This window comes from Nonomuraea sp. NPDC050691 (genome assembly GCF_040654455.1).
Taxonomy (GTDB): Bacteria; Actinomycetota; Actinomycetes; order Streptosporangiales; family Streptosporangiaceae; genus Nonomuraea.
Window position 1 is genome coordinate 1 of the sequence record NZ_JBFAIA010000045.1, and the last position, 23153, is coordinate 23153.

Sequence of the window (23153 nt, forward strand, 5' to 3'; positions counted from 1 at the left end):
GCGCCCGCCCGGCCGGCCCGCCGCTCAGAGGGGGCCGACGGCGAGCGCGACCTGCGCGATGATCGCCATGGCGGCCAGCGCGCCGAACGCGGTGAGCGCGATCAGCACGAGCAGCACGCGCAGCAGGGTGGACACGACCCGGGACGCCTGGCGGATCAACATGATCATGACCCAGAAGGACACGGCCGCGAGCAGGTAGAGCACGCCGCGCGCGGCGGTGACCCCTTCGGGGCTGGCCATGGTGGCCGTGGTCGCCACCCACGCGAAGGGACCGGCCAGCGCCGTTGCCAGGACGGTGGGGAGGGTTGAGGTTGCAGACATCGAGGTTCCTGAGATGTGACGCGCCGATGGGGGCCTGGACGAGTGCGGGCACTCCTGGTGATCGTTGCGCCGACACGCGGGTGCCTGCCTTCTGGTGAGTGCTCAGCCCGCGCCTGATCCGGCGACTTGGGGGACTTCTCGCACGCATGACTCCTCCGCCAGATTCAGGACTTCAGACCAAGTACAGTGAATCTGCTGAATAAAAGCTTTCCCGCCCCGTCGTCCGGCCAACCGCCGACACTGGCCCGCGTTGCGCCATCTCCGTCCCGCCGGCCAAGCAGATGTCCCGGCGACCTGGAGCTTCGCACGGGAGGCAGACGACTGAGGCCTGCGCTCGCCCCCATTCACGTCTGCCTGTATCGCCCCTTAACTGTGCCCCCCAAACGCGAAAACCTTCGGGAACTTCACCGGAGACCTCCACTCCCCACCCCCCGCGCGAACTGTCTTCGAGGAGTTCATTGAATTCAATGAAGATCGGGTGAAGGATGTCACCGTGGAACCAGAGAAAGATCCTCGCCAGGCCCTTGCGCAACGACTCAGGTCCTTGCGCGGGAGCCTGGGGTCCCACGTCAGGATCACTCAGCCGCTGCTGGCACGCGCCCTGAACGTGAGCGTCCCCCTGATCTCGTCGTGGGAGTCGGCCACCAGCCCTGCCCTGCCTCCCCGAGGGCGCCTGGAGGCGTACGCGACACTCTTCAGCACGAGCCGCTCCCTGCAAGAGGGCACCCTGCGGCTCATGGAGATCTCCGAGCTCACCGAGGACGAGCTTCGCCACCGGAGTGCGCTTCTGCGGGAACTGCTCGATCTGCGCTCCGCCGCCCTGACGAGGGGCTCGCCACCCTCAGTGCGCCCCTACCGGAACCTCTGGGCGTTCGACGACGGAAGACCGATCACCATCGTCAGCGCGCAAGTGCCGGCCGACATGCTCCGGCGCATGCCCTACTCAGACCCCAAGGATCCCGACTATGTGGAGTTGTACAACTACGCCGATCTCGACGCGCTCGTAGAGCTCTACGGCCACATCAGAGCCTGCAATCCGGACACCGAGACGCGGCTGCGCAGAACGAGCACCCTCACCTCCGACGACTACCGGGGGCATCTCATCCTGCTGGGCGGCATCGACTGGAACGAGGAGACACGGAAGCTGCTGTCGGATCCCAGCCTGCCCGTCGAGCAGGTGGCCCACTGGGAGACCGCCCCACAGGGCACCTACTTCGAGATCGACGAGGGCGGGCGGAAAGTCAGACATCATCCGCAACTCTCCACCGAGGAAGACGGAACACAGGTTCTTCAGCAGGACATCGGCCACTTCTATCGCGGCCCCAATCCCTACTTCAGGCGATCCACGATCACCCTGTGCAACGGCATGTACGCTCGCGGGACTCTCGGTGTCGTCAGGGCTCTGACCGACCCAGAGGTGCGCGACGACAACACCGCCTATGTGAACGACCGGTTCGGAAGCTCAGCCACCTACAGCATTCTCAGCCGTGTGGTGATCATCGACGGAAAGATCCTTTCCCCCGACTGGCAGATGCCGGAGAACAGGTTGCACGAGTGGACTCCCCTCGATGACGAGGAGTCGAAGGACGAGCCCCGCGCCGAGGATCATCCCTCACCGCCCGACCGAAGAAACCAACGATGAGCACGAACGACATCGGCATCGATCCGGCCACGCCAGGAGATCTGCCCGACCTTTTGCGAGCTTTCGGGCAAGAGACATACTTTCGCCGGCAGCTCACCCGACAGGCGGAGGCCCGCGGCGTCCTCCTTGTGGCACGCCAGAGCACACGAGTGGTCGGCGATGTCTACCTGTGGCTGGAGCCGAAAGAGGAACCCGAGCTGGAGGAGGCTTTCCCCGGCGTACCGTTGATCACGCACCTGGAGGTCGTGCCCGACCGGCGCCGGCGAGGCATCGGCAGCGCGATCATGGGGCACATCGAATCTCGGCTCACCGAACGCGGCTGCAAACAGGTGGTCCTCGGACTGGACCCGGCCAACGCCATCGCCCGCCGCTTCTACGAGACGCTCGGCTACCTGGAATGGACACAAGGGGCGCTGCAGACTACAAAGGAAATCTTTCTCTCTTCAGGCGGCGTCAGAAGGGAAGAAGAAGTGTGTCACGTGTTCTACAAGGATCTCGTCAGCGCCCGTTTGTCTGTACACGCTGGAGATCGACCATGACCGGACAGACGACGCGCTGATGAGGCAGGGCCATGTCGACAATCGCAGCGGCGGAACACCACGGTTCCCACCGCGATCTGCTGCTCACGTCGACGGGCCCCGTAGCGCGTTCAGCAGTGGACGCCATCGTCGTCCCCACCGTGCGCCGCCACCGCCATCTCCTTCACGCGGTGCGCCTCTCGCATGCACTGCACTGTCCTCTCCTGGTGCTCTGCAGCGGCCCGTACACGGGCACCCGCCGGTTGCGGCCGCTGGCCGGCCTGGGGGCAGAGGTGGTCGTCGTGGACTTCCCCGGGGTCCACGCCTTCAGGATTCCGCGCCTCGAGACGTCCGCCGTTCTCCCGCCGCGTTTCCGGCGCAGGGCCGACACCGCGGCCAAGCGCAATCTCGCCCTGGTGCTGGCACGGATGCTGTCCTGGGAACGCGTGGTCTTCCTCGACGACGACATCGAGGTAGAGGACCCGGACGACCTGCGCCGGGCGGCAGGACTGCTGGGCTCCTTCAGCGCGGTCGGCCTCCATCTCGCGGGTTTTCCCGACAACTCCGTCGTGTGCCACGCTTACCGCGCCGTCGGAGGCGCCCAGGACTCCTTCGTCGGAGGCGGCGCACTCGTCGTCGAGACCGGCCCGGAGGCCGGGTTCTTCCCCGACATCTACAACGAGGACTGGTTCTACCTCCTCGACGGGGAGAGGTTACGGGCCCTGTCCGTGACAGGAACGGTACGGCAGGCGCCTTACGACCCGTTCCGGACGCCTGAGCGCGCTCGGAGCGAGGAACTCGGCGACGTGTTGGCGGAGGGTGTCTTCTGGCTTCTGGACGAGGGCCGGACCATCGATGACGCCCACTACGAGTACTGGAGTGATTTCTTGACTCGGCGGCGGCGCTTCATTCTGGAAGTTCTGCACCGGATTCCGGAAGCCTCCCAGGTGAACATGGCGGACAAGGCCCGCATGACAGAGGCGCTCAGGGCCTCGCTCGGTCGCCTTGCCCTGATCACGCCGGGTCTGTGTCTGGCGTACATGGACGCCTGGCGGGCCGATCGCAAGTCATGGGGTGACTTCGTGCGACTCCTTCCTCCCGCCGTCACGGCGGAAGAGGCACTGCTGAGGCTGACCGCACCAGGACAGAAGCCTCCGTCGATGCTGCGGCTGCCGCCCACAACCGATTGAGATGATCGCGTGAGGTCATACCGGCCTCCCTGTGCTCTCCCGGACGACCAGGGTGGTGGCGAGCTCGATCCTGGTGCCGGTGGACTCGCCGGGGTGGGACAGCTCGTCGGCGACGAGCCGGATGGCCTCGTTCGCCATGTCGCCGAGCGGCTGGCGGACGGTGGTGAGCGGGGGCGACATGGTCTCGCAGAGCGGCGCGTCGTCGAAGCCCACGACCGACAGCTCGCCGGGCACCCGGATGCCGCGCGCGGCCGCCGCCTGGTAGACGCCGGCGGCCTGCAGGTCGGAGCCCGCGAAGACGGCGGTGGGCCGGTCGGGCAGGTCGAGCAGCTCGCCGCCGTGTTCCTTCCCGCCGCTGATGAGGAAGTCGCCGAAGCGGGTCAGGCCGGGGTCGGGTTCGATGCCGAACGTGCGGTGCGCGGCGAGGTAGCCCTCCTGCCGGTCGAGCGTGCACTGGAGGTCGCGGGGCCCGCCGATGAAGCCGATGCGGGTGTGCCCGAGCTCCAGCAGGTGGGTGGCCGCCATGACGCCGCCGGACCAGTTCGTGGCGCCGACCGTCGAGAGCCGGGGGTCGCGCAGGCCGACGGGGTCGAGCAGCACCAGGGGCACGTGCAGCAGCTCCTGGATGGCCGTGACCTCCTCCTGGCCGGCCCGCCACAGCACGAGCACGATGCCGTCGGTGCCGCGTTTGCGCAGGATGCCGAGCCACTGGCGCAGGTCGAAGTCGGGCCGCGCGGACGAGGTGACGACGAGGGAGAACCCCCGGCGCGCCGCGGCCCGCTCGGCGCCGCTGATGAGGAGCTGCGCCCAGGGTGAGCCGAGGCCGTCGATGAGCAGGTCGACCAGGCCGGCCCGGGGCGTGCCGGCCGGGCGGGGCGTCTCGTAGCCGAGGGCCCGGACCGCTTCGAGGACCTTCTCCCGCGTGGCGGGCGAGACGTGCTTCTTGCCGCTGAGCACCTTGGAGACGGTCGGCACCGAGACCTCGGCGGCGGCGGCGACGTCGGCGAGCGTGGCTCGTGGCACGGGACCTCCTGTGACCGTGGCGCGCCGTCCGGCGGTCGCCACCCGAACCGAAATGTTTCGGAAAAGGTTCGTTCGAGCGAGGTCGCCCGCGGATCGGGGGGGTCAGGGCGGGCTGGGGCTCGCAGCGAGTGTTGACACGCTGACGAGCCGGAGCCTAGCGTAACGCCACGGCAATGTCACGATAATGTTTCGGAAAATGGGTCAGAAACTTTCTGACTCCCGTCGTCGTCCGCCCCTCGTCGTCGCCCGCCAATCGCCGCCATCACGGGCCGTTCACCCGCCGGCGCGATGCCTCACGCCACCCCCTTCCCCGCCCGCCGCACGCCTGATCGGAGATGGCCGACCCCATGAGGCCCCATGAGGATGGACGCCGGTGACCCCTGACCCGCAGAGCCCGGACACCCGCCGCTCCCGGCGGGTCGACGACCTGGTGGCCGGCCTGTCGCTGGACGAGAAGCTCGCGCAGCTCGTCGGCGTCTGGCTGAACGTCGACCGCGAGGAGGGCGTCGTCGCCCCGCTCCAGGACACGATGCAGGGCGAGGACGTCGAGTTCGAGGCGTTCGCCCGCCACGGCCTCGGGCACGTCACCCGCCACTTCGGCACCCGGCCCGTCGACCCGGAGTGGGCCGCCGCGCGGCTCGCCGAGCGGCAGCGCTGGCTGATGGAGCGCACCCGGCCGGGGATCCCCGCCCTGGCCCACGAGGAGTGCCTGACCGGCCTGGCCGCCTGGCGGGCCACCACCTACCCCGTGCCCCCCGCGTGGGGGGCGTCGTTCGACCCCGCCCTGGTCGAGCGGATGGCGCGGCGGATCGGCGAGGACATGGCGGCGCTCGGCGTCCACCAGGGCCTCGCCCCGGTGCTCGACGTGATCCGCGACCAGCGCTGGGGCCGGGTCGAGGAGTGCGTCTCGGAGGACCCGTACGCGGTGGCCGCGATCGGCGCGGCGTACGTGCGGGGGCTCCAGTCGGCGGGCGTGATCGCGACGCTCAAGCACTTCGTCGGCTACAGCGCCTCGCGCGCCGGGCGCAACCTCGCGCCGGTCCACGCGGGCCCGCGCGAGGTGGCCGACACGCTGCTGTTCCCGTTCGAGGTGGCGGTGCGGGACGCAGGCGCCGGCTCGGTCATGCACTCCTACGCGGAGATCGACGGTGTGCCGGTCGCGGCCGACCCCACCTACCTGACCGCGCTGCTGCGCGACGCGTGGGGATTCGAGGGGACCGTCGTCGCCGACTACTTCGGGGTGGCGTTCCTGCACACCCTGCACGCCGTGGCGGACGACGCCGAGGACGCGGCCGTCCAGGCGCTCACCGCCGGGATCGACGTGGAGCTGCCCACCGGCGTCGCCTACCTGGAGCCGCTGAAGGCGGCCGTGCTGGCCGGGCGCGTCTCCGAGGACCTGGTGGACCGGGCGCTGCGCCGCGTGCTCACCCAGAAGGCCGCGCTCGGCCTGCTGGACGACGACTACAAGCCGGAGCCGTCCGCGCCCGTGGACCTCGACCCGCCGGCGTCGCGGGAGGTGGCGCGCCGGCTCGCCGAGGAGTCGGTCGTGCTGCTCGTGAACGACGGTGTGCTGCCCCTCGGCGGCGCGGCCGGGCGGCGGGTCGCGCTCGTCGGGCCGAACGCGGACAGCGTCACCGCGCTGTTCGGCTGCTACGCGTTCGTCAACCACGTGCTGCCGCAGTTCCCGGACGTCGCGACCGGCATCGAGGTTCCCACGCTCCTCGACGCGCTGCGCGCGGAGCTGCCGGACGCCGAGATCGCCCACGAGCGGGGCACGGGCGTGGACGACGGCGACCGCACGGGCATCGCCGCCGCCGCCCGGCTGGCCGCCTCCTCCGACGTGGCGATCCTCGTGCTGGGCGACCGGTCCGGGCTGTTCGGCCGGGGCACCTCCGGCGAGGGCTGTGACGTGGAGTCGCTGGACCTGCCCGGCGCCCAGGCGGAGCTGGCCGAGGCCGTCCTCACCACCGGCACCCCGACGGTGGTGGTGCTCCTGACCGGCCGCGCGTACGCGGTGCCGGACCTGCTCGGCCGGGCGGCCGCGGTGGTGCAGGCGTTCTTCCCCGGCGAGGCGGGCGCGGGGGCCGTCGCCCGGGTGCTCAGCGGCGCGGTCAACCCCTCCGGCCGGCTCCCGATGAGCATGCCGCGCTCGGCGGCCGGCCAGCCGTACAGCTATCTGCACCCGCGGCTCGGCGCGGCCAGCTCCGTCAGCAACATCGACCCCGCGCCCGCGCTGCCCTTCGGTCACGGCCTGAGCTACACGGGTTTCGCCTACACCGGCCTGACCGCCGACGAGACCGTGCCCGCAGGCGGCGGGTCGATCCGCTGCGCGGTGACCGTCCGCAACACGGGCGGGCGGCCGGGCGCGGAGGTGGTCCAGGTGTACGCCTCCGACACCGTCGCCTCGGTCACCCGGCCGGTGGCCCAGCTCGTCGGGTTCGCCCGGGTCGAGCTGGAGCCGGGCCAGGCCGCGCGGGTCGGCTTCGACGTGCCGCTGCGGCTGCTCGCGTTCACCGGGCGGCACGGGCGCCGGGTCGTGGAGCCGGGCGCGGTGGTGGTCTCGGTCCGGCGCTCGGCCGCCGACGTGGTCGCCGAGCGGCCGATCACGATCACGGGCCCGGTGTACGAGGTCACCGGCGCCGAACGGCGGCTCACCGACGTCAGCGTTCACCTTCTTCCCCGCCGGAGCACCGCCGAGGAGCAGTCATGATCCCGGACACCGGGCCGGCCCGGATCGCCATCGTCGGCAGCGGCGGCATCGCCGGCGTCGCCTCCGCACAGCCGACAGGGCGGCCCCACCTACTGAACGAGCGCGGCAGAAGTACCGGCGTAACGGCATCACCACAGGAGCACTCAAGTCATGAACCCCCGCATGGACGCCTTCAGGGACCGCGTCGGCGGCGCGGGAGGCGGGCGTGAGTGACCGGTTCGAGGGCGTCCCCGCGTACGTGGAGTGCGCGGTGCGTGCCGACGCCGCGCACGAATACGTCTTCCTGCGGCCGTGGTCCGGCGGCTCCTCGCGGGCTAGGATCACCGAACACCGTTCTGGCCCCATGTGAGGATGTGCGCGGATGACCACTCGCCGGCATGCCATCGGAGACCTCCTGCGGCGCACGGCCGCGCGGCATCCCGCCAAGACCGCGATCGTGTACGGCGAGCTGAGGCAGAGCTACGCCGGCCTCGACCGGGTGGTCAACCGCACCGCCAACGCCCTGGCCGCCCGCGGCGTGGGCAAGGGCGACCGGTTCGCGGTGTTCAGCCACAACAACCACGCGTTCGGGGTGGCTAGACCGAGATGGCGCCGGTGGCCACGATCCTCGGCCCGGACGAGCAGCTCACCCGTCTCGGCTCGGCCGGCCGCCCGGCGCTCAACGTGGAGACGCGCGTCGTGGACGACGAGGACCGGCCGGTGCCGCCGGGGGTGGTCGGCGAGATCGTGCACCGCAGCCCGCACGCGATGCTCGGCTACTGGAACGACCCGGACAAGACCGCCGAGGCGTTCCGCGGCGGCTGGTTCCACAGCGGCGACCTCGGGACCATGGACGCCGACGGCTACCTCACGGTCGTGGACCGCAAGAAGGACGTGATCAAGTCGGGTGGCGAGAACGTGGCCGGCCGCGAGGTCGAGGAGGCCATCTACGGGCACCCCGCGGTGGCGGAGGCGGCCGTGTTCGGGGTGCCGGACGACAGGTGGATCGAGGCGGTGACGGCCGCGGTGGTGCTGCACGAGGGGGCCACGCTGACGGCCGAGGAGCTGATCGCGTTCCTGCGCGAGCGGCTGGCGCCGTTCAAGACCCCGAAGCGGGTGACGTTCGTGGAGGCGCTGCCGAAGAACGCCAGCGGCAAGGTCCTCAAGCGCGAGCTCCGCGCCACCCTCTGACAGTGGCCCGGCCGCGAGTGCCCGCCTCGGCCGCCCGGACTCGGCCGCGGGTTGTCGGTGCCGGGGAGTAGGGTCGCTCCCATGGATCGGCAACTCACCCTCATGGCCGTGCACGCCCACCCCGACGACGAGTGCCTGAGCACCGGCGGCGTCCTCGCCCGCTACACCGACGAAGGCATCCGCACGGTCCTCGTCACCTGCACCAACGGCGAGCAGGGCGACGGCCCGGGCGGCGTCAAGCCGGGCGAGCCCGGCCACGACGACGCCGCGGTGGCCGAGCGGCGGCTGGCGGAGCTGCGCGAGTCGGTGGACCTCCTCGGCATCGACCACCTGGAGCTGCTGGGCTACCGCGACTCCGGCATGGACGGCTGGGAGACCAACCAGCACCCCGAGGCGTTCGCCAACGTCCCGGTCGAGGCCGCCGCGGCCCGGCTGGCCGAGCTGATCGAGCGCTACCGGCCGCAGGTCGTCGTGACCTACGACGAGACCGGCGGCAGCGGCTACAACCACCCCGACCACGTGCAGACCCACCGGGTGGCCGTGGCGGCGGTCGAGGCGACCGGCATCCCCGACAAGCTCTACTACACGGCCATCCCGCGGGCGGCCATCAAGCGCATGTTCGAGCTGATGGCCGAGTCCGGTGTCGACTTCGGCGACTTCCAGCCGTCCGACGACTTCGGCACCCCCGACGAGCTGGTGACGACCGTCGTCGAGGTCACGCCGTGGGTCGAGCGCAAGTTCAAGGCGCTGCAGGCGCACGAGAGCCAGGGCGACAACATCTTCCTGCTCAGCATGCCGGAGGAGACACAGCAGGAGGCGTTCTCGCACGAGTCGTTCACCCGGGTGCGCAGCCGCGTCGACGCCCCCGACCACGAGGACGACCTCTTCGCCGGCCTCCGCCCGTAACTCGTCCGGCAGGCGCGGCGAGCCGGCCGCGGGAGGCGGCGCCCGGCTTGACCGTCGCCGAGGTTGTGCTCAGAAGGCGTGGCGGATCCGGCAGCCGGGGACCTCCTCCGCCTTCGGATGCCGGCCCAGGTTGACTTGGCGCAGCCGGTCGTTGTGGGTGAGGAAGACGACCTCGGCGGTCAGCGACTCCTTGACGCCGAGCACGAGCGCCTCGGTCTTGATCCGCACCCAGCGGGCCACGTTGGCCTCGTGTCGTACAGCTCCTGGATGCGCTGGTGGCTCTCGCCTTCGACGATCTCGGCGCCGGGGAACCGGCCGAGGATCTCACGCCCGCGCGGCAGAGCGGCCGCCTCGGGTTCGACGTGGACGCGCCGGATGTCGAGGAGGCCGGTCAACGGCCCTCCGGCTGTTCCATAGGGCAAGAATATGCGGTCCTGGAAGCGAGTTCCCAGGTCAGGACGGGTGCGCCGCACCTGCGGCAGTGCTCGCGCCTGTACACCCAGCGCTCCGAAGGCGCGTCCGGGTCGCTCACCACCTGCCCGGCGTCCCGGCCGAGGGTGAGGTATGTGACCGCGGCGTCCCAGAGCCGGCGGGCCGCCTCCGGCGAGACACCGCGCGCGTTCGGGTGCAGACCGGCGAGGAAGAGCAACTCGGCCCGCCACGCGTTCCCGATGCCTGACCACACTTTCTGGTCGAGCACGGCCGCGCCCACCGGCCCGCCGAAGGCGGTCAGGCGGGCGACGGCCTGCTCCGGATCGGCGTCCGCGCGCAGCGGGTCGGGCCCGAGCGACCCTCGCAGCGCCGCCACCTGCGCCGCGGACAACGCCTCGCAGCGGGACGGGGCGATGAGGTCGTACGCCACCTCGTCGGTGGCCAGCCGCAACCGCGTCCCGGGACGCGGCGACGTGCCCGGATCGTCGTACCGCAGGAAGATCCCCCGCATGCCCAGGTGCACGTGCACGGTGGGGGTGTCGTCGAAGTGGTACAGCAGGTGCTTGCCGACCGCCTCCACTTCCGTCAGCGCCTGTCCGTCCCACGCTCGCGCGTCGAACCGCCCTTGCGGCCCGGACGCGCGCACCGCCCGCCCGGCCAGGTCCGCGTGCTGTTCGGCGGCATGGCGGTGAACGAGGTGTCCTTCCGGCATGTCCGATGACGTACCCGGTGAGCCGCGAGGCTTACGCGACCGGCACGGTGCGGCGCCGGCGCGGCGCAGTCCGGGCGAGGACGGGCGAGGAGGGGCGAGGAGGGGCGAGGACGGGCGGACGGTCAGGCGACGGTGAAGCCGCCGTCCACCGGCAGGATCGTGCCGGTCACGTACGTCGCGCCGATCAGGTAGCGGATCGCCTCGGCCACGTCGTCCGGACGGCCGACCCGCTTGGCCGGCAGCCCGCTCGCCATCGCCGCGAACTGCTCCCGCCTGGCCTCCTCCGGCAGGAACGACCACCACGGCGTGTCGATCACGCCGGGTGCCACGACGTTGACCCGGACCGGCGCCAGCTCGGCGGCCAGCGGCGGCACCATCCTCTCGATCGCGCCGTTGACGGCGGCCAGCGTCACCGTGCCGGGCAGCGCCGCCCGCGCCGACGCCGCCGAGATGAGCACGATCGACTCCGTCACCCGGGCGTGCCGGATGGCCGACAGATAGGCGAACAGCTTCCCCTCGAACGCCCCTCTCACGTCGTCCGCCCCGGTCTCGGTGACCGGCCGGATGCCGCCACCGCCCGAGCTGAAGGCCAGGACGAGGTGGTCGACGGGCCCGATCCGGCCGAAGAAGGCCGCTACCTGCTCCTCGTCCGTGCCGTCCACCGCCTCGGCCTGGGCCACCCGGTCCTTCACCGCGGCCAGCTTCTCCGGGTCACGGCCGGTGACGATCACCTCGGCGCCGTCCGCCGCCAGCCGCTCCGCCGCGGCCAGGCCGATGCCCGAGGTCCCTCCCATGATCACAACGCGCACAGCGCGCCTCCTTTTCTAGACGCAACGTCTCGATATGTCCCGAGCCTAATCCGAGACGCGACGTCTTGTAAAGTGGGGTCCATGACGGATCCACGCGGCCCGGGACGGCCACGCAGCGAGGCCGCGCGGCAGGCGATCCTCACCGCGGCGATGCTCGACCTGGAGGAACACGGCTACGCGGCGCTGACCATGCAGGGCATCGCCGCGCGCGCCGGCGTGGGCAAGCAGACGGTCTACCGCTGGTGGTCCTCCAAGGCCGACGTCGTGCTCGAAGCGCTGATCGACCGCGCCGAGAGCATCGTCACCGTGCCGGACGAGGGCACGCTGGACGGCGACCTGTCGGCGTTCCTGGACGCGACGTTCCGCGAGCACGGCCTGCGGCGGGTGCTGACCGGGCTCATGGCCCAGGCGCTGCTCGACCCGGAGTTCGCCAAGGCGTTCCGCGACCGGTTCCTGTTCAGCCGCCGCGCCGCGCTGCGGCAGATCCTCGACCGCGCCGCGGCCCGCGGCGAGATCCCGGCGGACGTGGACCGGGAGCTGCTCATCGACGTGGTGTACGGGGTGCTGTGGTACCGGCTCATGCTGGACCACGCCCCCCTGGGAGAGCCGGTCGGCCGGGAGCTCACCGGCCTGCTCCTGCGCGCCCTCTCCGCCCCGCCGCCGTCCGCCGCGCCGTCGTCCGCTCCGCCGTCGTCCGCTCCCGCGCCGGAACGGCAGGGCTCGCGGTCATCCGCGGGGCCGGCCTCCTGACGTCTCAGGTCGAGGCGCGCAGCGAGCGGATGGCCGCCAGCACCTCCTCGCGGTTGCCCGCCGCCTTCATCCAGGCGGGCAGCCGCTCCAGCATCGTCTGCGACCCCGCCGTCGCCGGCCGCTCCCGCAGCGGCGCCGCCACGTACGCCTCCAGCGCGTCCAGATGCGCCAGGTTGTACGCCCACAGCACCCCGTCACGGCACGGCCGCCGCAGCCACAGCGGCAGCCCGAAGTACGGGTCGTCGGGCCCGCCGAGGCGCGGCACCACGTACGGGCCGCCGGAGGTGAAGTACGGGTCGCCCCGGCCGGGCTCCCAGCGGCCGGGCGCCCAGTCGGCGACCCGCCCGCACCCGCCGCAGGTCAGCCGGTGGGGCGCCGTCAGCCACCCGACGGCGTACGCGTGCCTCTCGCGATGGTCCGGATGGACGGCGACGAGCGCCCGCCCGTCGCAGCGCGGGCACCGCACGAGGATCTCGCGCGCGTAGTGCCACAGCTTCCACCCCGGGTCGCGAAACCGCTTCCCCACGTCATCGCCCTCCCCTGCCATCGACCTTCACACCGGCGTCCCCGACCTCATCGAATCCCGCCCCGGCGAATCCGCCCAGGGATTCCACGCCAGAAGGGTCCCAGCCGAAGCTCTCAGGGGATTCCACGTCAGGGGGTGCCGGCTCATGCACCGCGTCTTCACCAGAAGGCGCCGCCCGGGAGGCCGGCTCCCCCGGGTACCCGAGGCGGTCCCCAGGTGGGGCCGCCTCGGGCGGGCTGGTCAGCGAAAAGGCGCCAAGGGATCCCGGCCGAAGGCGCCACGCCGGCGCGCAGCTCGACGCCCGGCTGTGTCGTGCGGCGGCCTCGTCCCTCCCGCCCGCCGGGATCCGAGTTCTGGGGATGCCCGCCCCAGGGCATCCACCTCGGCAGAGCGCACGTCAGCGGGACGGCGGCAGTTCGCCCGACCCCCTGGCGATGAGCCGGGTCGGGATCTGTTCGCGGCGGGCGGCGCGCGACGGGTGGCCGTCGAGGCGCGTGAGCACCAGCTCGGCCGCCGCCGTGCCCAGCGCGGCCGGGTCCTGGGCGACGACCGTGAGCGGCGGCTCGAGCACCTCCGCCAGCGGCAGGTCGTCGAACCCGACCAGCGCCACGTCGCGACGCCCGGCCCGCGCCAGCGCGACGATCGCGCCCATGGAGGCGAAGTTGTTGGCCGCGAACAGCGCCGTCGGCGGGTCGGGCAGGTCGAGCAGCCGGACCACGGCCGCGCTGGCCGCCTCCTGGTCGTGGCCGCTCTCCACGAGCGCCCGGTCGAACGGCAGACCCGCCGCCTCCAGCGCGTCGCGGTAGCCCTGGAAACGCTCGCGCCGGGTGTAGAGGAGCGTGGGCAGGTCGCCGACGAACCCGATGCGGCGGTGGCCGTGGGCGACGAGGTGGGCCACGCCCTCCCGGGCGCCCTCGCGGTTGCCGCTGACGACGTGGTCGGCGGCCATGCCGACGGCGGGCCGGTCGAGGAAGACGATGGGCAGCCCGGCGGCCCGCTCGGCGCGCAGGTAACGGTGGTCACCGGCGGCCGACGGCACGATCATGAGCCCGCTGACCCGGCGGGCCAGGAACGTCGCGACCAGGGAACGCTCCAGCTCGGCCGTCTCGCTGGAGGAGCCGACGATGAGGGTCAGGCCGCGCGGGCGCACGACGCTCTCGACCCCGCCCGCGACGGTGCCGAAGAACGGGTTGCCCATCTCGGGGATGACCAGCCCGATCGCCGCGTCGCGCGCCCCGACCCGCATGTTGCGGGCCATGAGGTTGGGCTGGTAGCCGAGCTTGCGCACCGCCTCCATGACGCGCTCGCGCGTCTCGACCGCGACGGGCCCGTCGTCGTTGAGCACCCGCGACACGGTCTTGGCCGTGACACCGACCTCGCGGGCGACGTCTGCCATCGTGGGTCGCCGCATTCCGACCATGGTAGTGGCGTCAGGAAAGGCCGATGGCCTCCGCGGCGTCCTTGTCCGTGACCACCGCCTTGCCGTCGGAGACCGTCATCGCCCCGGTCATGATGGCCACGACCTCGGCCATGTTGTGGTCGGCCGGCTTGAGCTGGGCGACGCGGCGGCCGAGCCGCTGGACGTGGATGCGGTCGGCGATCTCGAAGACGTGCGGCATGTTGTGGCTGATGAGCACGACGGGCGTGCCGCGGTCACGGACCCGCTTGATCATGTCCAGGACCTGGCCCGACTCCTTGACGCCGAGCGCGGCCGTGGGCTCGTCCATGACGACGACGTGCGAGGCCCAGGCGACCGCGCGGGCGACGGCGACGCCCTGCCGCTGCCCGCCGGACAGCGACTCGACCGGCTGGGTCAGGGAACGCAGCCCGATCTTGAGGTCCTCCATGTGCTTGGCGGACTCCTCCCGCATGCGCTTCTTGTCGAGCATGCGGAACACCGTGCCGAGCGGCCCGCGCCTGCGAACCTCGCGGCCGAGGAACATGTTGGTCGCGATGTCGAGCGAGGCGGCGACCGCGAGGTCCTGGTAGACCGTCTCGATGCCGTGCCTGCGCGCCTCCAGCGGGTCGCGGAAGCGCACCGGCTTGCCGTCGAGGACGATCTCCCCCTCGTCCGGCTGGAGCGCGCCGGTCAGCGCCTTGATGAGGCTGGTCTTGCCGGCGCCGTTGTCGCCGATGACCGCGAGCACCTCGCCGGGCATGAGGTCGAAGTCGGCGCCGTCGAGCGCCGTCACGTGGCCGTAGCGCTTGACCAGGCCGCGCGCCTGGAGCACGGGTGTCATCGGGTCCTCCTGCGGGAGAGCTGGTCGACGGTGACGGCGAGGATCACCAGGATGCCGGTGATGAGGGTCTGATAGATCGACGGTACGCCCATGAGCTGGAGGCCGTTGCGGAAGACCCCCACGATGAGGGCGCCGATCAGCGTGCCGAGCACGGTGCCGCGCCCGCCGAACAGGCTGGTGCCGCCGAGGACGACCGCGGTGATGCTGTCGAGGTTGTCGGTCTGGCCGGCCTGCGGGTCGCCGACACCCGTACGGGACACCAGCAGCAGCGCCGCGATGCCGTAGACGAGGCCGGCCACCGTGTAGACGCCGACGAGCAGCCGGTTGGTGCGGATGCCGGTGAGCCGGGCCACCTCGGCGCTGTTGCCGAGCGCGTACACGTGGCGCCCCCAGGCGGTCTGGCCGAGCAGGTACGCGAACAGCAGGAACAGCAGGATGGTGAGCAGGGAGCCGTAGGTGACGTTGGTGCCGCCGATCCGGAAGGTCTGGCCCAGGAACGTCATCTCCGGCGGCAGGTTCGTCACCGTCTGGTCCTGCGAGTAGATGTGGGTCAGCGCGAACACCACGTTCAGCATGCCGAGCGTGACGATGAACGGCGGCAGATTGATCTTCATCACCAGCAGGCCGTTGGCCAGGCCGAAGGCCGCGCAGACGACCAGGCCGGCCGCGATGGCGAGCAGCGGCGGCAGGCCGCTCTCGACGGCCAGCTTGGTCATCACGATCCCGCCGAACGCCATGATGGCGCCGTTGGACAGGTCGATGCCCGCGGTCAGGATGATGAGGGTCTGGCCGATGGCCAGCGTGCCGACGACCATCACCTGCTGAATGATCAGCGAGAAGTTGCCGCCGGTCAGGAACTGGTCGCTCTTGAACGCGAAGAACACGCACGCCAGCAGCAGGGCCGCCAGCGGACCGGCGGTCGGCGTGGTCAGGATGCGGCGCGGGAGCGTCGCCTGCATGACGGCCATGTCAGCCCCAGCAGTTCGCCAGGCCGAAGGCGGTGTCCTTGGCGTCGACGCCGGGGACTGCCTTGTCGGTGATCAGGGTGACGCCGGTGTCGGTGTAGCCGGAGGGCTTCTTGCCGCTCTTGGCGTACTCGGCGACGGCGTTGACGCCCTGCTCGGCCATCTTCAGCGGGTACTGCTGCGAGGTGGCCGCGATCTGGCCCGCCTGGACGGCCTTGACGCCGGCGCAGCCGCCGTCGACGGAGACGACGAGCACGCTCTTGTCCTTGCCCTCGGCCTTGAGCGCGGTGTGGGCGCCGAGAGCGGCGGGCTCGTTGATGGTGTAGACGACGTTGATGTCGGGCGCCTTCTGCAGGCAGTTCTCCATCGCGGTCTGGCCCTTGGCCTGGTCGCCGCGGGTGTCCTGCGAGCAGACGATCTGCGGGTCGCCCTCGGCGACGCCGAAGCCCTTGAGGAAGCCGTCGTGGCGGAGCTTGCCGACCGTGATGCCGGGAGCCAGGTCCAGGGTGGCGATCTTGGCGGGCTTACCGGCCATCGCGGCCTTGGCGTACTGGCCGATCAGCTCGCCGGCCTTGAAGTTGTCGGTGGCGAACAGGGCGTCGGTGGCGTCCTGCGGCTCGGTCGGCGTGTCGAGCGCGATGACGACGACGCCGGCGTCGCGGGCCTTCTTGATCGCGGGGACGATGGCCTTGGTGTCGCTGGGCGTGATGAGGATGCCCTTGACCCCGGCGGCCACCATGTTCTCGATGGCGGTGATCTGGGTGGCGTTGTCGCCGTCGAACTTGCCGGCCGCCGTCATGAGTTCCATGCCGTCGGCCTTGGCGGCCTTCTCGGCGCCTTCCTTCATCTTCACGAAGAACGGGTTGGTCTCCGTCTTCGTGATGAGTCCGACCTTCGCGGCGCCGGCCTGCTCGCCGCCGCCTCCACTGTTGCCGCCGCATCCGGCTGCCAGCAGAGCGGCAGCCAGGAGACCGGCCGAGAGCCTTGCATTCATGGTGGCTTCCTAACAGAGTGGTCTCGGATTTAATCGTACTATCAGGGAGAACGCGATGTCATCGTTGACACATGTCAACGTTGACATCCGCTGTGTTGTGATGATGAACTCCTGGCCTGGAAACGTCAATGCTTTCGCCCCGTAACGAATCGGCAACAGCGGGAAACCCGGCCGTCGGTCAAGAGGGCGGAAAGGAAGATCCGATGATCGCTGTCCTCGGCGAGTGCGTGGCAGACGCCTTCGCCGAACACGAGCCCGCCACCGGGGCCAGGCCCGCTTCTTCGCCGGGCGGGGCCGGCGCGACGAGCGGCGAGCTGACGCTTCGGGTGCACGCGGGCGGCGGCCCGGCCAACACGGCCGTGGCGCTGGCCCGGCTGGGCACGCCGGCGAGGTTCCTGGGGCGGCTGTCGGGCGACGTGTTCGGGCGGCTGTTCCGCGACCGGCTCGCCTCCTCGGGCGTCGACCTGTCGGCGTGCGTCGAGGCGGCCGAGCCGAGCACGCTCGCGGTCGCCGCGCTCGACGAACGCGGGCAGGCCGCCTACGGCTTCCACGCCGAGGGCGCCGCCGACTGGGCGTGGACGGCCGCCGAGCTGGACTCCCGCGACCTGAGCGGCGCGGCGTGCCTGCACACGGGCTCGCTGGCGCTGGTCAGGGAGCCGGGTCGCGACGCGGTCGAGGCGTTCGCGGCCGCCGCGGCGGAGCGCGCGACGGTGTCGATCGACCCGAACGTGCGGCCCAGCCTGGCGCCGCGCGTGGCCTACGACGTGGCCCGCTGGTGCGCCTTCGCCGACATCCTCAAGCTCAGCGAGGACGACCTCGCCTTCCTCGCCCCGGACGAGCCGGTGGAGCACGTCTGCGACGTCTGGCACGCCGCCGGGGCGCCCCTGGTCATCGTCACCAGGGGCGGGGCCGGCGCCCTCGTCTCGCTGAACGGCGCACGGGCCGAGGTCGCGGCGCCCCGTGTGACGGTCGTCGACACGGTCGGCGCCGGCGACGCGTTCACCGCCGGGCTGCTGCACCGGCTCGACCGGCGGGGCCTGCTGGGCGGGCGGCTGGACGGGCTGGACCTGGAGACCGCCGTCGACGCCGCCGCTTTCGCCGCCCGGGTGGCGGCGCTGACCTGCGCGGTCCCGGGCGCCGACCCGCCGTGGGCGCGCGACCTGGACGACCGGGCCAGCGCATGAAGGCGGCCGGGTAAGGGCACGGCGCGCGGCGGCGGGCGCGTGGTGATCGTTTGTCTCCGGTGGCGGCGGGTAGGGCCGGGCCGGAGGTGAGGAGATGGCCGAGTACGAAGCGACCCGTGAGATGCCCGCGTCCAGCGCGACGGTGTTCGAGGTGGCCTCCGACATGGACCTCGTCAACCAGCGGCTCCCGCACGGGCTGCACGTGCGCGACGAGGGCGAGGGCGTCGTCGAGGCGGCCGGCGACGTGGTGCCGGGCGGCGGCGAGCACGAGGGCCTGTTCGGGGCGTCGCGGGAGCAGCTGCGCGTGGAGTGGGGCGGGCGTGACCACCCCGAGTACGCGGGCTGGCTCCAGGTGGCCGACCGGGCCGACGGGGCGAGCGAGGTGACCGTGCACATCTCGCTGCTCGACGAGCCGGAGGACGAGACGCCGCGGGAGCGCGGCGCGCAGGTGCGGTCCATGCTCGACGAGTCGCTGGACCGGCTGGCCGCCGAGGTCGCGCGGCGCGCCTGACCCCGAGCCCGGCGCGGAGCGCCCGACCACGGGCTCGGCGCGCTCACGCGCGGGACGCGGGCCCCTGGGTCAGGCGTCGTCGCGGTCCGGGTTCTCCAGGCGGAAGAAGTTGCTCTCCTTGCCGTCCTTCGTGTGCTCCTGGTAGAGGAAGTTCAGCTTCCGCTCGTCGAACGTCCTGAACCACTCGTCCCAGGAGATCTCCTGGAGGTCCTGGCCGCCGTAGCCGGGGAAGTCGAACCTGAGCACGCCGGGGTGTCCCTCGTGCTCCGTCCCCGGCACCGTGGCGGGACGCGCCTTGCGGTGCTCGGCCCACTGGCGGATCACGTCGTGGTCGGTGGTGATGAGGCTGCGTCCGGGCCGCTCCTCGTGCTCGTCCGGCGAGCTGATGTGCTGCTGGTACTTGTGCTCGCCCTCGACGGGCCGGTTCTGCTCTGCCACGATTCCCCCGATGCGTTTCCCCTGGTGACATGCGTTCCCGGGTCCGTTACCCCGCAGCCCGTACGGCATGCGCGGAGGGCTGGGGGCCGCCGCCGCGCCGGCCCGGTGCGCGGCGGCGAGACCGCCCTCGGCTCATCTCGCCGCCGGCCGTCGGCGGGCGGGCAAGACGTGTCCTCCCCCTTATACGGTGCCGGGGGCCGTTCGTCACCCCCGGCACGCCCACAGGAGGGACACGTCAGTTCGGGCTGTCGGAACCGGCGCCGTCCTCCGGCGGCCGGTTGCGGTCGAGCGCCGGCTGGCCGAACCACGCCCACGCGGCCACCAGGGCCACGATCCCCGCCGTGACCATTCCGATCGCGCTGTGGAACAGGAAGTCCACGACCAGCATGGTGGCCGCGGTCATCGACACGGCCAGCGCGAGCGCCCCCGCGATGCCGTACCTGTTCGAGCGCCGTACCAGCGTCTCCTTCAGCCCCTGCCGGAACAGCATGCGGTGCTGTGTCGCCGGCGCGATGTAGCAGATGGACGCGAGGGCCGCGCTGACCAGCGCGACGTAGAACAGCCGCCGGTCGCCCTCGCCGAGCCGGTCGAAGCCGGGTGAGAACGGGACCGTCAGCAGGAACGCGAACAGCACCTGAACTCCGGTGACCGCCACACGGGCGCCTTGCAGCAGCTCCACGAAGTTGCGGTCAGCGCGCGCGCCCTCCGTCTCCTCCCTCTTCAACCCCTGATCCACCTGGGCCGCCCTTCCGGCTCTGACGACGATCCGACCCGCTACGACTTTCCGCCCGTCGAGGGTCGAAACCTCGTTCGGTACACGGGTCGCGGGCCGCCGCCCCGGATCACCCGGCCCCGGAACACAGGCCGTCGCCCTGACCACGCGCGTGCCGCATCTGGGCCGCTCACCGTTTCCGGCCTCTGGACCCGCCCTACGACCCCGGCGACCAGAACCAGGGGTCGCGCAGGTCGTGGTAGACAGGCGAGGTCTCGAACAGACCCATCATCTCCTCGAACTCCTCCCGCAACCGGGCCGGCGGCTCCGCGCGCTCGCCCATCCGCGCCTCCGCCTCGGAGGTGAAGTAGACGGTCTCGACGTAGTCCCCGTCGGGGGCCACGGCCGCCAGGCCGCCGATGAGGTCGGGCCGGAATCCGGCGAGGTCGGGTTCGCTGCGGCGCAGCAGCTCGCGCACGCGCGGCGGGTCACCGACCCGGCCCTCGATCACCTGGACGAACCCCGCCGAGTCGGACCCTCCGCGCAGGTACACGTCCACCTGGTCGCAGTCGTGGAAGGTCACCTCGCCGGCGAACAGCTTGGCCGTCTCCATCCACCACTGGGTCTGCTCGGGCCGGTCGGAGTTGCGCCGCGCCTCCTCCCGCGACTCGAAGCGGGCCACGGCCACCAGCGTGCCTCCCTCGGTCACACCGGCGGTCGTGCCGAGCCAGCCGTACGAGCCGGGTGCCAGCTCGCGCGCCCACCGGTCGAGCGCCTCGCGCGCCTCGCCCGCGTCGGCCACCGGCCCCTGGAAGACCTGGACGAACATCGCCGCCTCCCCTCTCCGGGTTGCCCCCTGCAGCTCCCACGCTAGGAGGGTCCGCCGGGCCGGTCGACCGGCCGGTGCCCTCGGGGGGCCCAAGAGTTGGTGAGGCTATCCGCGCCGCGGATCGGGCTCGTACAGGTCGGTGAGCGGGGCCAGCCGGGAGGCCGGGACGTTCAGCCGGAACGCGGGCGGCGCGGGGGTCTCCACCTGGTCCCATGGCACCAGCCTGCCGCCGGCGAACCGGCCGCGGATGATCGCGCTGACCAGCTTCGGGGCCCGGCCTCCGGGGCCGCGCTCGTACCCGAACAGGCGGGAGTGCCAGTGGGGCACCACGATCAGGTCGGCGACGGTGAACGCCTGCTGCACCTCCATCAGCAGCGGGCCGTCCTGGCGCAGCCGGACGTCGGCCACGCTCCCGACGAGCTTCCCCTCCGAGTCGAGCACCGGTTTGCCGAGGTACGCGCCGAGCCGCGCGGCCGGGGCCTGACCGTGGCGGGCGGGCCGTTCCCGCGGCTCCTCCTCGGCGCCGCTGCCGGGGATCTTGGCGACGATGTTCCGCCTGGCCCAGGCCTCCAGCGCGGGCTCCTCCGGATCGCCGCCCACCTCGACGGCGCCGCCCAGCTCGGTGACCAGGTGCATGGGCAGGCGCCAGGGCCGCGGGTGCTCCTGCGGGCTGAGGAGCTCGGCGATCGCGACCATGAGCCGGCCCGGCACGCCGCCGAGGCGGGGGCCGAGCGCGAGCGGGCCGGCGAGGATGGCCGTCACGTGGGGCGGGTCGCCGCTCAGCTCCAGGTCGTCCACCTTGCAGACGAGCCTGCCGGTGGAGGCGCGCACCACCTGCCGGTCGAGCAGGTGCAGCCCGGCGTGGATCTCTCTGGCTCTCATTGCCCCGCCTTCGTCGCGATCATCAGCGGGATCGCCGCCACGGCGACCACCGTCAGGAGCAGCATGTAGAAGGTGCCCAGCGCGTTGGAGAACCTGCCGTTGACGTGGTCGCCCATGTAGTCGGGGTCGTTGGCGATCATCAGGACGGGCAGGTACGTCAGCGGCAGCGCCGCGGCCGAGAACACCAGCGAGTACTCCGTGACCATGATCGGGTCGATGGTGGTGAGGATGAGCGCGGCGGCCAGGACGACCGTCACCAGCAGCACCGTGTGGAACCTGGCGGCCTCGACGGGCCGCACCAGCTTGCCCCACTGCCAGCCGAAGTACTGGCTGAGCGTGTAGCCGCACGACAGCGCGGTCTCCAGGGTGGCGCCGAACGTGGCCGCGAACACGCCGAGGATGACCAGCGCGAGCCCGATCTTCCCGAGGCCCAGGCCGACCGGCAGCATCATCTGGCCCAGCGTCTCGACCTCGGCCTCCACCGGCAGGAACACCGTGGCCGCGCAGGCCGCGATGGCCAGGGACAGCAGGCCGCCGAGGGGGAAGCCGACGAACACGTTGGTCCGCGCTACCGCCAGGTCCTTGCGCGTCCACCGCTCCTCCACGCCGCCGGAGGAGAAGAAGAACACCTCGTACGGCGTCATCGCGGCGCCGAGCAGGGCCACGGCGTAGTACCAGTAGGTCGGCGCGCCCTCCGCCTGCGGCGGGGAGGTGAGCTGGCCCGCCAGCTCACCCCAGTCGGGCCCGAGCGCCCACAGCGCGACCGCGAACACCACGAGCACCAGCCCGAGGAGCCCGAAGACGCGCTCCATGGTCTCGAACTTGACCCGCCACATCACCACCCAGGCCACGAACGCCACGCCCGGCACCCACAGCAGGTAGTTGACGCCGGTGGCCAGCTCCAGGGCGAGCGACGCGCCGCCGATCTCGGCGGCGAGCGTGAGCAGACTGACGAAGAACGACGCGGCGAGGTTGACCACGCCGGCCCTCGGTCCGAGCCGTTCGCGGACGAGGTCGAAGACGGGTCGTCCCGAGACGGCGGCGATGCGGCCCGACATCTCGGCGAACAGGCAGATCCCGATGACCCCGACCACGACCACCCAGGCCAGCGACATGCCGAACCGGGCGCCCACCAGCGCGTTGGCCACGAGGTCGCCGATGTCGACGAATCCGCCGATGGCGGTGAGGATGCCGAGCGTGACGGCGAACGCCTTCTTCACCGCAGCTCCCCGGCCAGCTTCTCCAGCCGCGCGGCCGCCTGCGCCGGTTGCTCGATCCCGCCCCACCGGATCTGGGCGAGCAGGGAGTCGATCTCGTCCTCGGCCTGCTGCACCTTCTCCAGGGTGCTCTCGCGCACCCGGTCGGAGGCGTCGGAGGGCGGCTGCACGCCGCCGAACTGCTGCGCCACGTTGCCGAGGTCCACCGCCGCGTCGGTCAGCACGGTCTTGAGGTACGGCCCGTGGAGGTCACCGGCGTGCTGGACGGCCAGGCGCGTCATCTCGACGATGGAGTGCGCCGTCTTGGTGGTCTCCTGCGCCTTGAGCGCGTAGTCGTGGTCGTCCCAGGCCGGGCTCACGCATCCGCCGAGCGTCACCACCAGCGCGAGGGCGGCCAGTAACGCCCTCATGCCCGCCCGCGCAGCAGGAAGTAGGTCAGCACGCCCAGCAGCGCGAACAGCTGCCCCCAGGC

27 protein-coding genes and 1 pseudogene are annotated in these 23153 nt (G+C 71.8%); 11 read left to right on the forward strand and 17 right to left on the reverse strand.

All coding sequences use genetic code 11. The annotated features are described in order from the left end of the window. Window positions 1–24: 24 nt before the first annotated feature. Together AB0H81_RS18750 and AB0H81_RS18755 are read right to left on the reverse strand one after the other, a co-directional pair. A complete protein-coding gene (locus tag AB0H81_RS18750; RefSeq protein ID WP_358375896.1) occupies window positions 25–321 on the reverse strand; it encodes a hypothetical protein in 297 nt (98 codons plus the stop codon). Window positions 322–900: 579 nt separating this feature from the next. Then, window positions 901–1023, reverse strand: a complete 123-nt coding sequence (locus AB0H81_RS18755; RefSeq protein WP_358375898.1) for a hypothetical protein — start codon at window positions 1021–1023, stop codon at window positions 901–903. 34 nt (window positions 1024–1057) lie between these two features. Here AB0H81_RS18755 and AB0H81_RS18760 point away from each other — a divergent pair, with 34 nt between their 5' ends. From AB0H81_RS18760 to AB0H81_RS18770, 3 genes are read left to right on the forward strand one after another with little or no spacing between them, the layout of a single operon-like run. Next, entirely contained in the window at window positions 1058–1963 is a 906-nt protein-coding gene (locus AB0H81_RS18760; RefSeq protein ID WP_358375900.1) for a hypothetical protein, read from the forward strand. Then, complete coding sequence (locus AB0H81_RS18765) at window positions 1960–2502, forward strand: GNAT family N-acetyltransferase (RefSeq protein WP_358375902.1); 543 nt, start codon at window positions 1960–1962, stop codon at window positions 2500–2502. The genes AB0H81_RS18760 and AB0H81_RS18765 overlap by 4 nt, the downstream gene beginning before the upstream one ends. 32 nt (window positions 2503–2534) lie before the next feature. Continuing rightward, the gene (locus AB0H81_RS18770; protein WP_358375903.1) at window positions 2535–3671 is read left to right on the forward strand and encodes a hypothetical protein; all 1137 of its coding nucleotides are present in this window, start codon (window positions 2535–2537) and stop codon (window positions 3669–3671) included. 15 nt (window positions 3672–3686) lie between these two features. On the opposite strand, the gene AB0H81_RS18775 is transcribed toward AB0H81_RS18770, so the two are convergent. Then, window positions 3687–4694, reverse strand: coding sequence for a LacI family DNA-binding transcriptional regulator (locus tag AB0H81_RS18775; RefSeq protein ID WP_358375905.1), 1008 nt, complete (start codon window positions 4692–4694; stop codon window positions 3687–3689). Window positions 4695–5067: 373 nt separating this feature from the next. On the opposite strand from AB0H81_RS18775, the gene AB0H81_RS18780 reads away from it, so the two are divergent. The 5 genes and pseudogenes from AB0H81_RS18780 to AB0H81_RS18800 all read left to right on the forward strand — a co-directional run bounded on the left by AB0H81_RS18780 (window position 5068) and on the right by AB0H81_RS18800 (window position 9480). Beyond that, window positions 5068–7404 carry a glycoside hydrolase family 3 N-terminal domain-containing protein gene (locus AB0H81_RS18780; protein WP_358375907.1) on the forward strand — a complete coding sequence of 779 codons (2337 nt, stop codon included), beginning with the start codon at window positions 5068–5070 and terminating at the stop codon, window positions 7402–7404. 205 nt (window positions 7405–7609) lie between these two features. Further along, a complete protein-coding gene (locus tag AB0H81_RS18785) occupies window positions 7610–7753 on the forward strand; it encodes a hypothetical protein (protein WP_358375909.1) in 144 nt (47 codons plus the stop codon). A gap of 12 nt (window positions 7754–7765) precedes the next feature. After that, window positions 7766–7915 (forward strand): annotated as a pseudogene (locus AB0H81_RS18790) (hypothetical protein); the annotation flags it as partial. 83 nt (window positions 7916–7998) lie between these two features. Beyond that, window positions 7999–8574, forward strand: a complete 576-nt coding sequence (locus tag AB0H81_RS18795; RefSeq protein ID WP_358375910.1) for an AMP-binding protein — start codon at window positions 7999–8001, stop codon at window positions 8572–8574. A gap of 81 nt (window positions 8575–8655) precedes the next feature. Further along, window positions 8656–9480, forward strand: a complete 825-nt coding sequence (locus tag AB0H81_RS18800) for a PIG-L family deacetylase (RefSeq protein ID WP_358375913.1) — start codon at window positions 8656–8658, stop codon at window positions 9478–9480. Between the two features lie 69 nt (window positions 9481–9549). On the opposite strand, the gene AB0H81_RS18805 is transcribed toward AB0H81_RS18800, so the two are convergent. The 3 genes from AB0H81_RS18805 to AB0H81_RS18815 all read right to left on the reverse strand — a co-directional run bounded on the left by AB0H81_RS18805 (window position 9550) and on the right by AB0H81_RS18815 (window position 11433). Further along, window positions 9550–9720, reverse strand: coding sequence for a hypothetical protein (locus AB0H81_RS18805; protein ID WP_358375914.1), 171 nt, complete (start codon window positions 9718–9720; stop codon window positions 9550–9552). A gap of 151 nt (window positions 9721–9871) precedes the next feature. Beyond that, a complete protein-coding gene (locus tag AB0H81_RS18810; protein ID WP_358375916.1) occupies window positions 9872–10624 on the reverse strand; it encodes a DNA-formamidopyrimidine glycosylase family protein in 753 nt (250 codons plus the stop codon). Window positions 10625–10746: 122 nt separating this feature from the next. Next, window positions 10747–11433: an SDR family oxidoreductase gene (locus tag AB0H81_RS18815; RefSeq protein WP_358375918.1), complete on the reverse strand. Its 687-nt coding sequence runs from the start codon at window positions 11431–11433 to the stop codon at window positions 10747–10749. Between the two features lie 81 nt (window positions 11434–11514). Between AB0H81_RS18815 and AB0H81_RS18820 the strand changes: the two genes are divergently transcribed. Continuing rightward, window positions 11515–12183, forward strand: coding sequence for a TetR/AcrR family transcriptional regulator (locus AB0H81_RS18820; protein WP_358375920.1), 669 nt, complete (start codon window positions 11515–11517; stop codon window positions 12181–12183). Between the two features lie 4 nt (window positions 12184–12187). On the opposite strand, the gene AB0H81_RS18825 is transcribed toward AB0H81_RS18820, so the two are convergent. The 5 genes from AB0H81_RS18825 to AB0H81_RS18845 form a co-directional block, all read right to left on the reverse strand. Beyond that, complete coding sequence (locus AB0H81_RS18825) at window positions 12188–12709, reverse strand: hypothetical protein (protein WP_358375921.1); 522 nt, start codon at window positions 12707–12709, stop codon at window positions 12188–12190. 397 nt (window positions 12710–13106) lie between these two features. Further along, window positions 13107–14120: a LacI family DNA-binding transcriptional regulator gene (locus tag AB0H81_RS18830; RefSeq protein ID WP_358375922.1), complete on the reverse strand. Its 1014-nt coding sequence runs from the start codon at window positions 14118–14120 to the stop codon at window positions 13107–13109. A gap of 19 nt (window positions 14121–14139) precedes the next feature. Next, window positions 14140–14949: an ATP-binding cassette domain-containing protein gene (locus AB0H81_RS18835; protein ID WP_358375923.1), complete on the reverse strand. Its 810-nt coding sequence runs from the start codon at window positions 14947–14949 to the stop codon at window positions 14140–14142. Beyond that, entirely contained in the window at window positions 14946–15908 is a 963-nt protein-coding gene (locus tag AB0H81_RS18840) for an ABC transporter permease (RefSeq protein WP_358375925.1), read from the reverse strand. The genes AB0H81_RS18835 and AB0H81_RS18840 overlap by 4 nt, the downstream gene beginning before the upstream one ends. A gap of 10 nt (window positions 15909–15918) precedes the next feature. Then, window positions 15919–16908, reverse strand: a complete 990-nt coding sequence (locus tag AB0H81_RS18845) for a sugar ABC transporter substrate-binding protein (RefSeq protein WP_358375926.1) — start codon at window positions 16906–16908, stop codon at window positions 15919–15921. Between the two features lie 203 nt (window positions 16909–17111). Between AB0H81_RS18845 and AB0H81_RS18850 the strand changes: the two genes are divergently transcribed. After that, entirely contained in the window at window positions 17112–18092 is a 981-nt protein-coding gene (locus AB0H81_RS18850; protein WP_358375928.1) for a carbohydrate kinase, read from the forward strand. Window positions 18093–18186: 94 nt separating this feature from the next. After that, window positions 18187–18603 (forward strand): SRPBCC family protein, encoded by a 417-nt coding sequence (locus AB0H81_RS18855; protein WP_358375930.1) that lies wholly within the window; start codon window positions 18187–18189, stop codon window positions 18601–18603. A gap of 69 nt (window positions 18604–18672) precedes the next feature. Here AB0H81_RS18855 and AB0H81_RS18860 read toward each other — a convergent pair whose 3' ends face one another. The 6 genes from AB0H81_RS18860 to AB0H81_RS18885 all read right to left on the reverse strand — a co-directional run bounded on the left by AB0H81_RS18860 (window position 18673) and on the right by AB0H81_RS18885 (window position 23091). Further along, complete coding sequence (locus AB0H81_RS18860; RefSeq protein WP_358375931.1) at window positions 18673–19041, reverse strand: hypothetical protein; 369 nt, start codon at window positions 19039–19041, stop codon at window positions 18673–18675. 235 nt (window positions 19042–19276) lie between these two features. Further along, window positions 19277–19777 carry a DUF6328 family protein gene (locus AB0H81_RS18865; RefSeq protein ID WP_358375933.1) on the reverse strand — a complete coding sequence of 167 codons (501 nt, stop codon included), beginning with the start codon at window positions 19775–19777 and terminating at the stop codon, window positions 19277–19279. Window positions 19778–19970: 193 nt separating this feature from the next. After that, a complete protein-coding gene (locus tag AB0H81_RS18870; RefSeq protein ID WP_358375935.1) occupies window positions 19971–20582 on the reverse strand; it encodes a hypothetical protein in 612 nt (203 codons plus the stop codon). Between the two features lie 105 nt (window positions 20583–20687). After that, window positions 20688–21464, reverse strand: coding sequence for a hypothetical protein (locus AB0H81_RS18875; RefSeq protein WP_358375937.1), 777 nt, complete (start codon window positions 21462–21464; stop codon window positions 20688–20690). Continuing rightward, a complete protein-coding gene (locus AB0H81_RS18880) occupies window positions 21461–22684 on the reverse strand; it encodes a divalent metal cation transporter (RefSeq protein ID WP_358375939.1) in 1224 nt (407 codons plus the stop codon). Before AB0H81_RS18880 ends, AB0H81_RS18875 begins: the two co-directional genes overlap by 4 nt. Then, entirely contained in the window at window positions 22681–23091 is a 411-nt protein-coding gene (locus tag AB0H81_RS18885) for a hypothetical protein (protein ID WP_358375940.1), read from the reverse strand. The genes AB0H81_RS18880 and AB0H81_RS18885 overlap by 4 nt, the downstream gene beginning before the upstream one ends. Window positions 23092–23153: the final 62 nt, after the last annotated feature.

Bases quoted from the DNA above. Each gene is read 5' to 3' on its own strand.
- AB0H81_RS18760 (WP_358375900.1), top strand. From the start codon at position 1,058: ATGGAGATCTCCGAGCTCACCGAGGACGAGCTTCGCCACCGGAGTGCG.
- AB0H81_RS18855 (WP_358375930.1), top strand. From the start codon at position 18,187: ATGGCCGAGTACGAAGCGACCCGTGAGATGCCCGCGTCCAGCGCGACG.
- AB0H81_RS18845 (WP_358375926.1), bottom strand. From the start codon at position 16,908: ATGAATGCAAGGCTCTCGGCCGGTCTCCTGGCTGCCGCTCTGCTGGCA.
- AB0H81_RS18875 (WP_358375937.1), bottom strand. From the start codon at position 21,464: ATGAGAGCCAGAGAGATCCACGCCGGGCTGCACCTGCTCGACCGGCAG.
- AB0H81_RS18830 (WP_358375922.1), bottom strand. From the start codon at position 14,120: ATGCGGCGACCCACGATGGCAGACGTCGCCCGCGAGGTCGGTGTCACG.
- AB0H81_RS18850 (WP_358375928.1), top strand. From the start codon at position 17,112: ATGATCGCTGTCCTCGGCGAGTGCGTGGCAGACGCCTTCGCCGAACAC.
- AB0H81_RS18835 (WP_358375923.1), bottom strand. From the start codon at position 14,949: ATGACACCCGTGCTCCAGGCGCGCGGCCTGGTCAAGCGCTACGGCCAC.
- AB0H81_RS18765 (WP_358375902.1), top strand. From the start codon at position 1,960: ATGAGCACGAACGACATCGGCATCGATCCGGCCACGCCAGGAGATCTG.
- AB0H81_RS18885 (WP_358375940.1), bottom strand. From the start codon at position 23,091: ATGAGGGCGTTACTGGCCGCCCTCGCGCTGGTGGTGACGCTCGGCGGA.
- AB0H81_RS18810 (WP_358375916.1), bottom strand. From the start codon at position 10,624: ATGCCGGAAGGACACCTCGTTCACCGCCATGCCGCCGAACAGCACGCG.
- AB0H81_RS18870 (WP_358375935.1), bottom strand. From the start codon at position 20,582: ATGTTCGTCCAGGTCTTCCAGGGGCCGGTGGCCGACGCGGGCGAGGCG.
- AB0H81_RS18840 (WP_358375925.1), bottom strand. From the start codon at position 15,908: ATGCAGGCGACGCTCCCGCGCCGCATCCTGACCACGCCGACCGCCGGT.
- AB0H81_RS18750 (WP_358375896.1), bottom strand. From the start codon at position 321: ATGTCTGCAACCTCAACCCTCCCCACCGTCCTGGCAACGGCGCTGGCC.
- AB0H81_RS18800 (WP_358375913.1), top strand. From the start codon at position 8,656: ATGGATCGGCAACTCACCCTCATGGCCGTGCACGCCCACCCCGACGAC.
- AB0H81_RS18820 (WP_358375920.1), top strand. From the start codon at position 11,515: ATGACGGATCCACGCGGCCCGGGACGGCCACGCAGCGAGGCCGCGCGG.
- AB0H81_RS18770 (WP_358375903.1), top strand. From the start codon at position 2,535: ATGTCGACAATCGCAGCGGCGGAACACCACGGTTCCCACCGCGATCTG.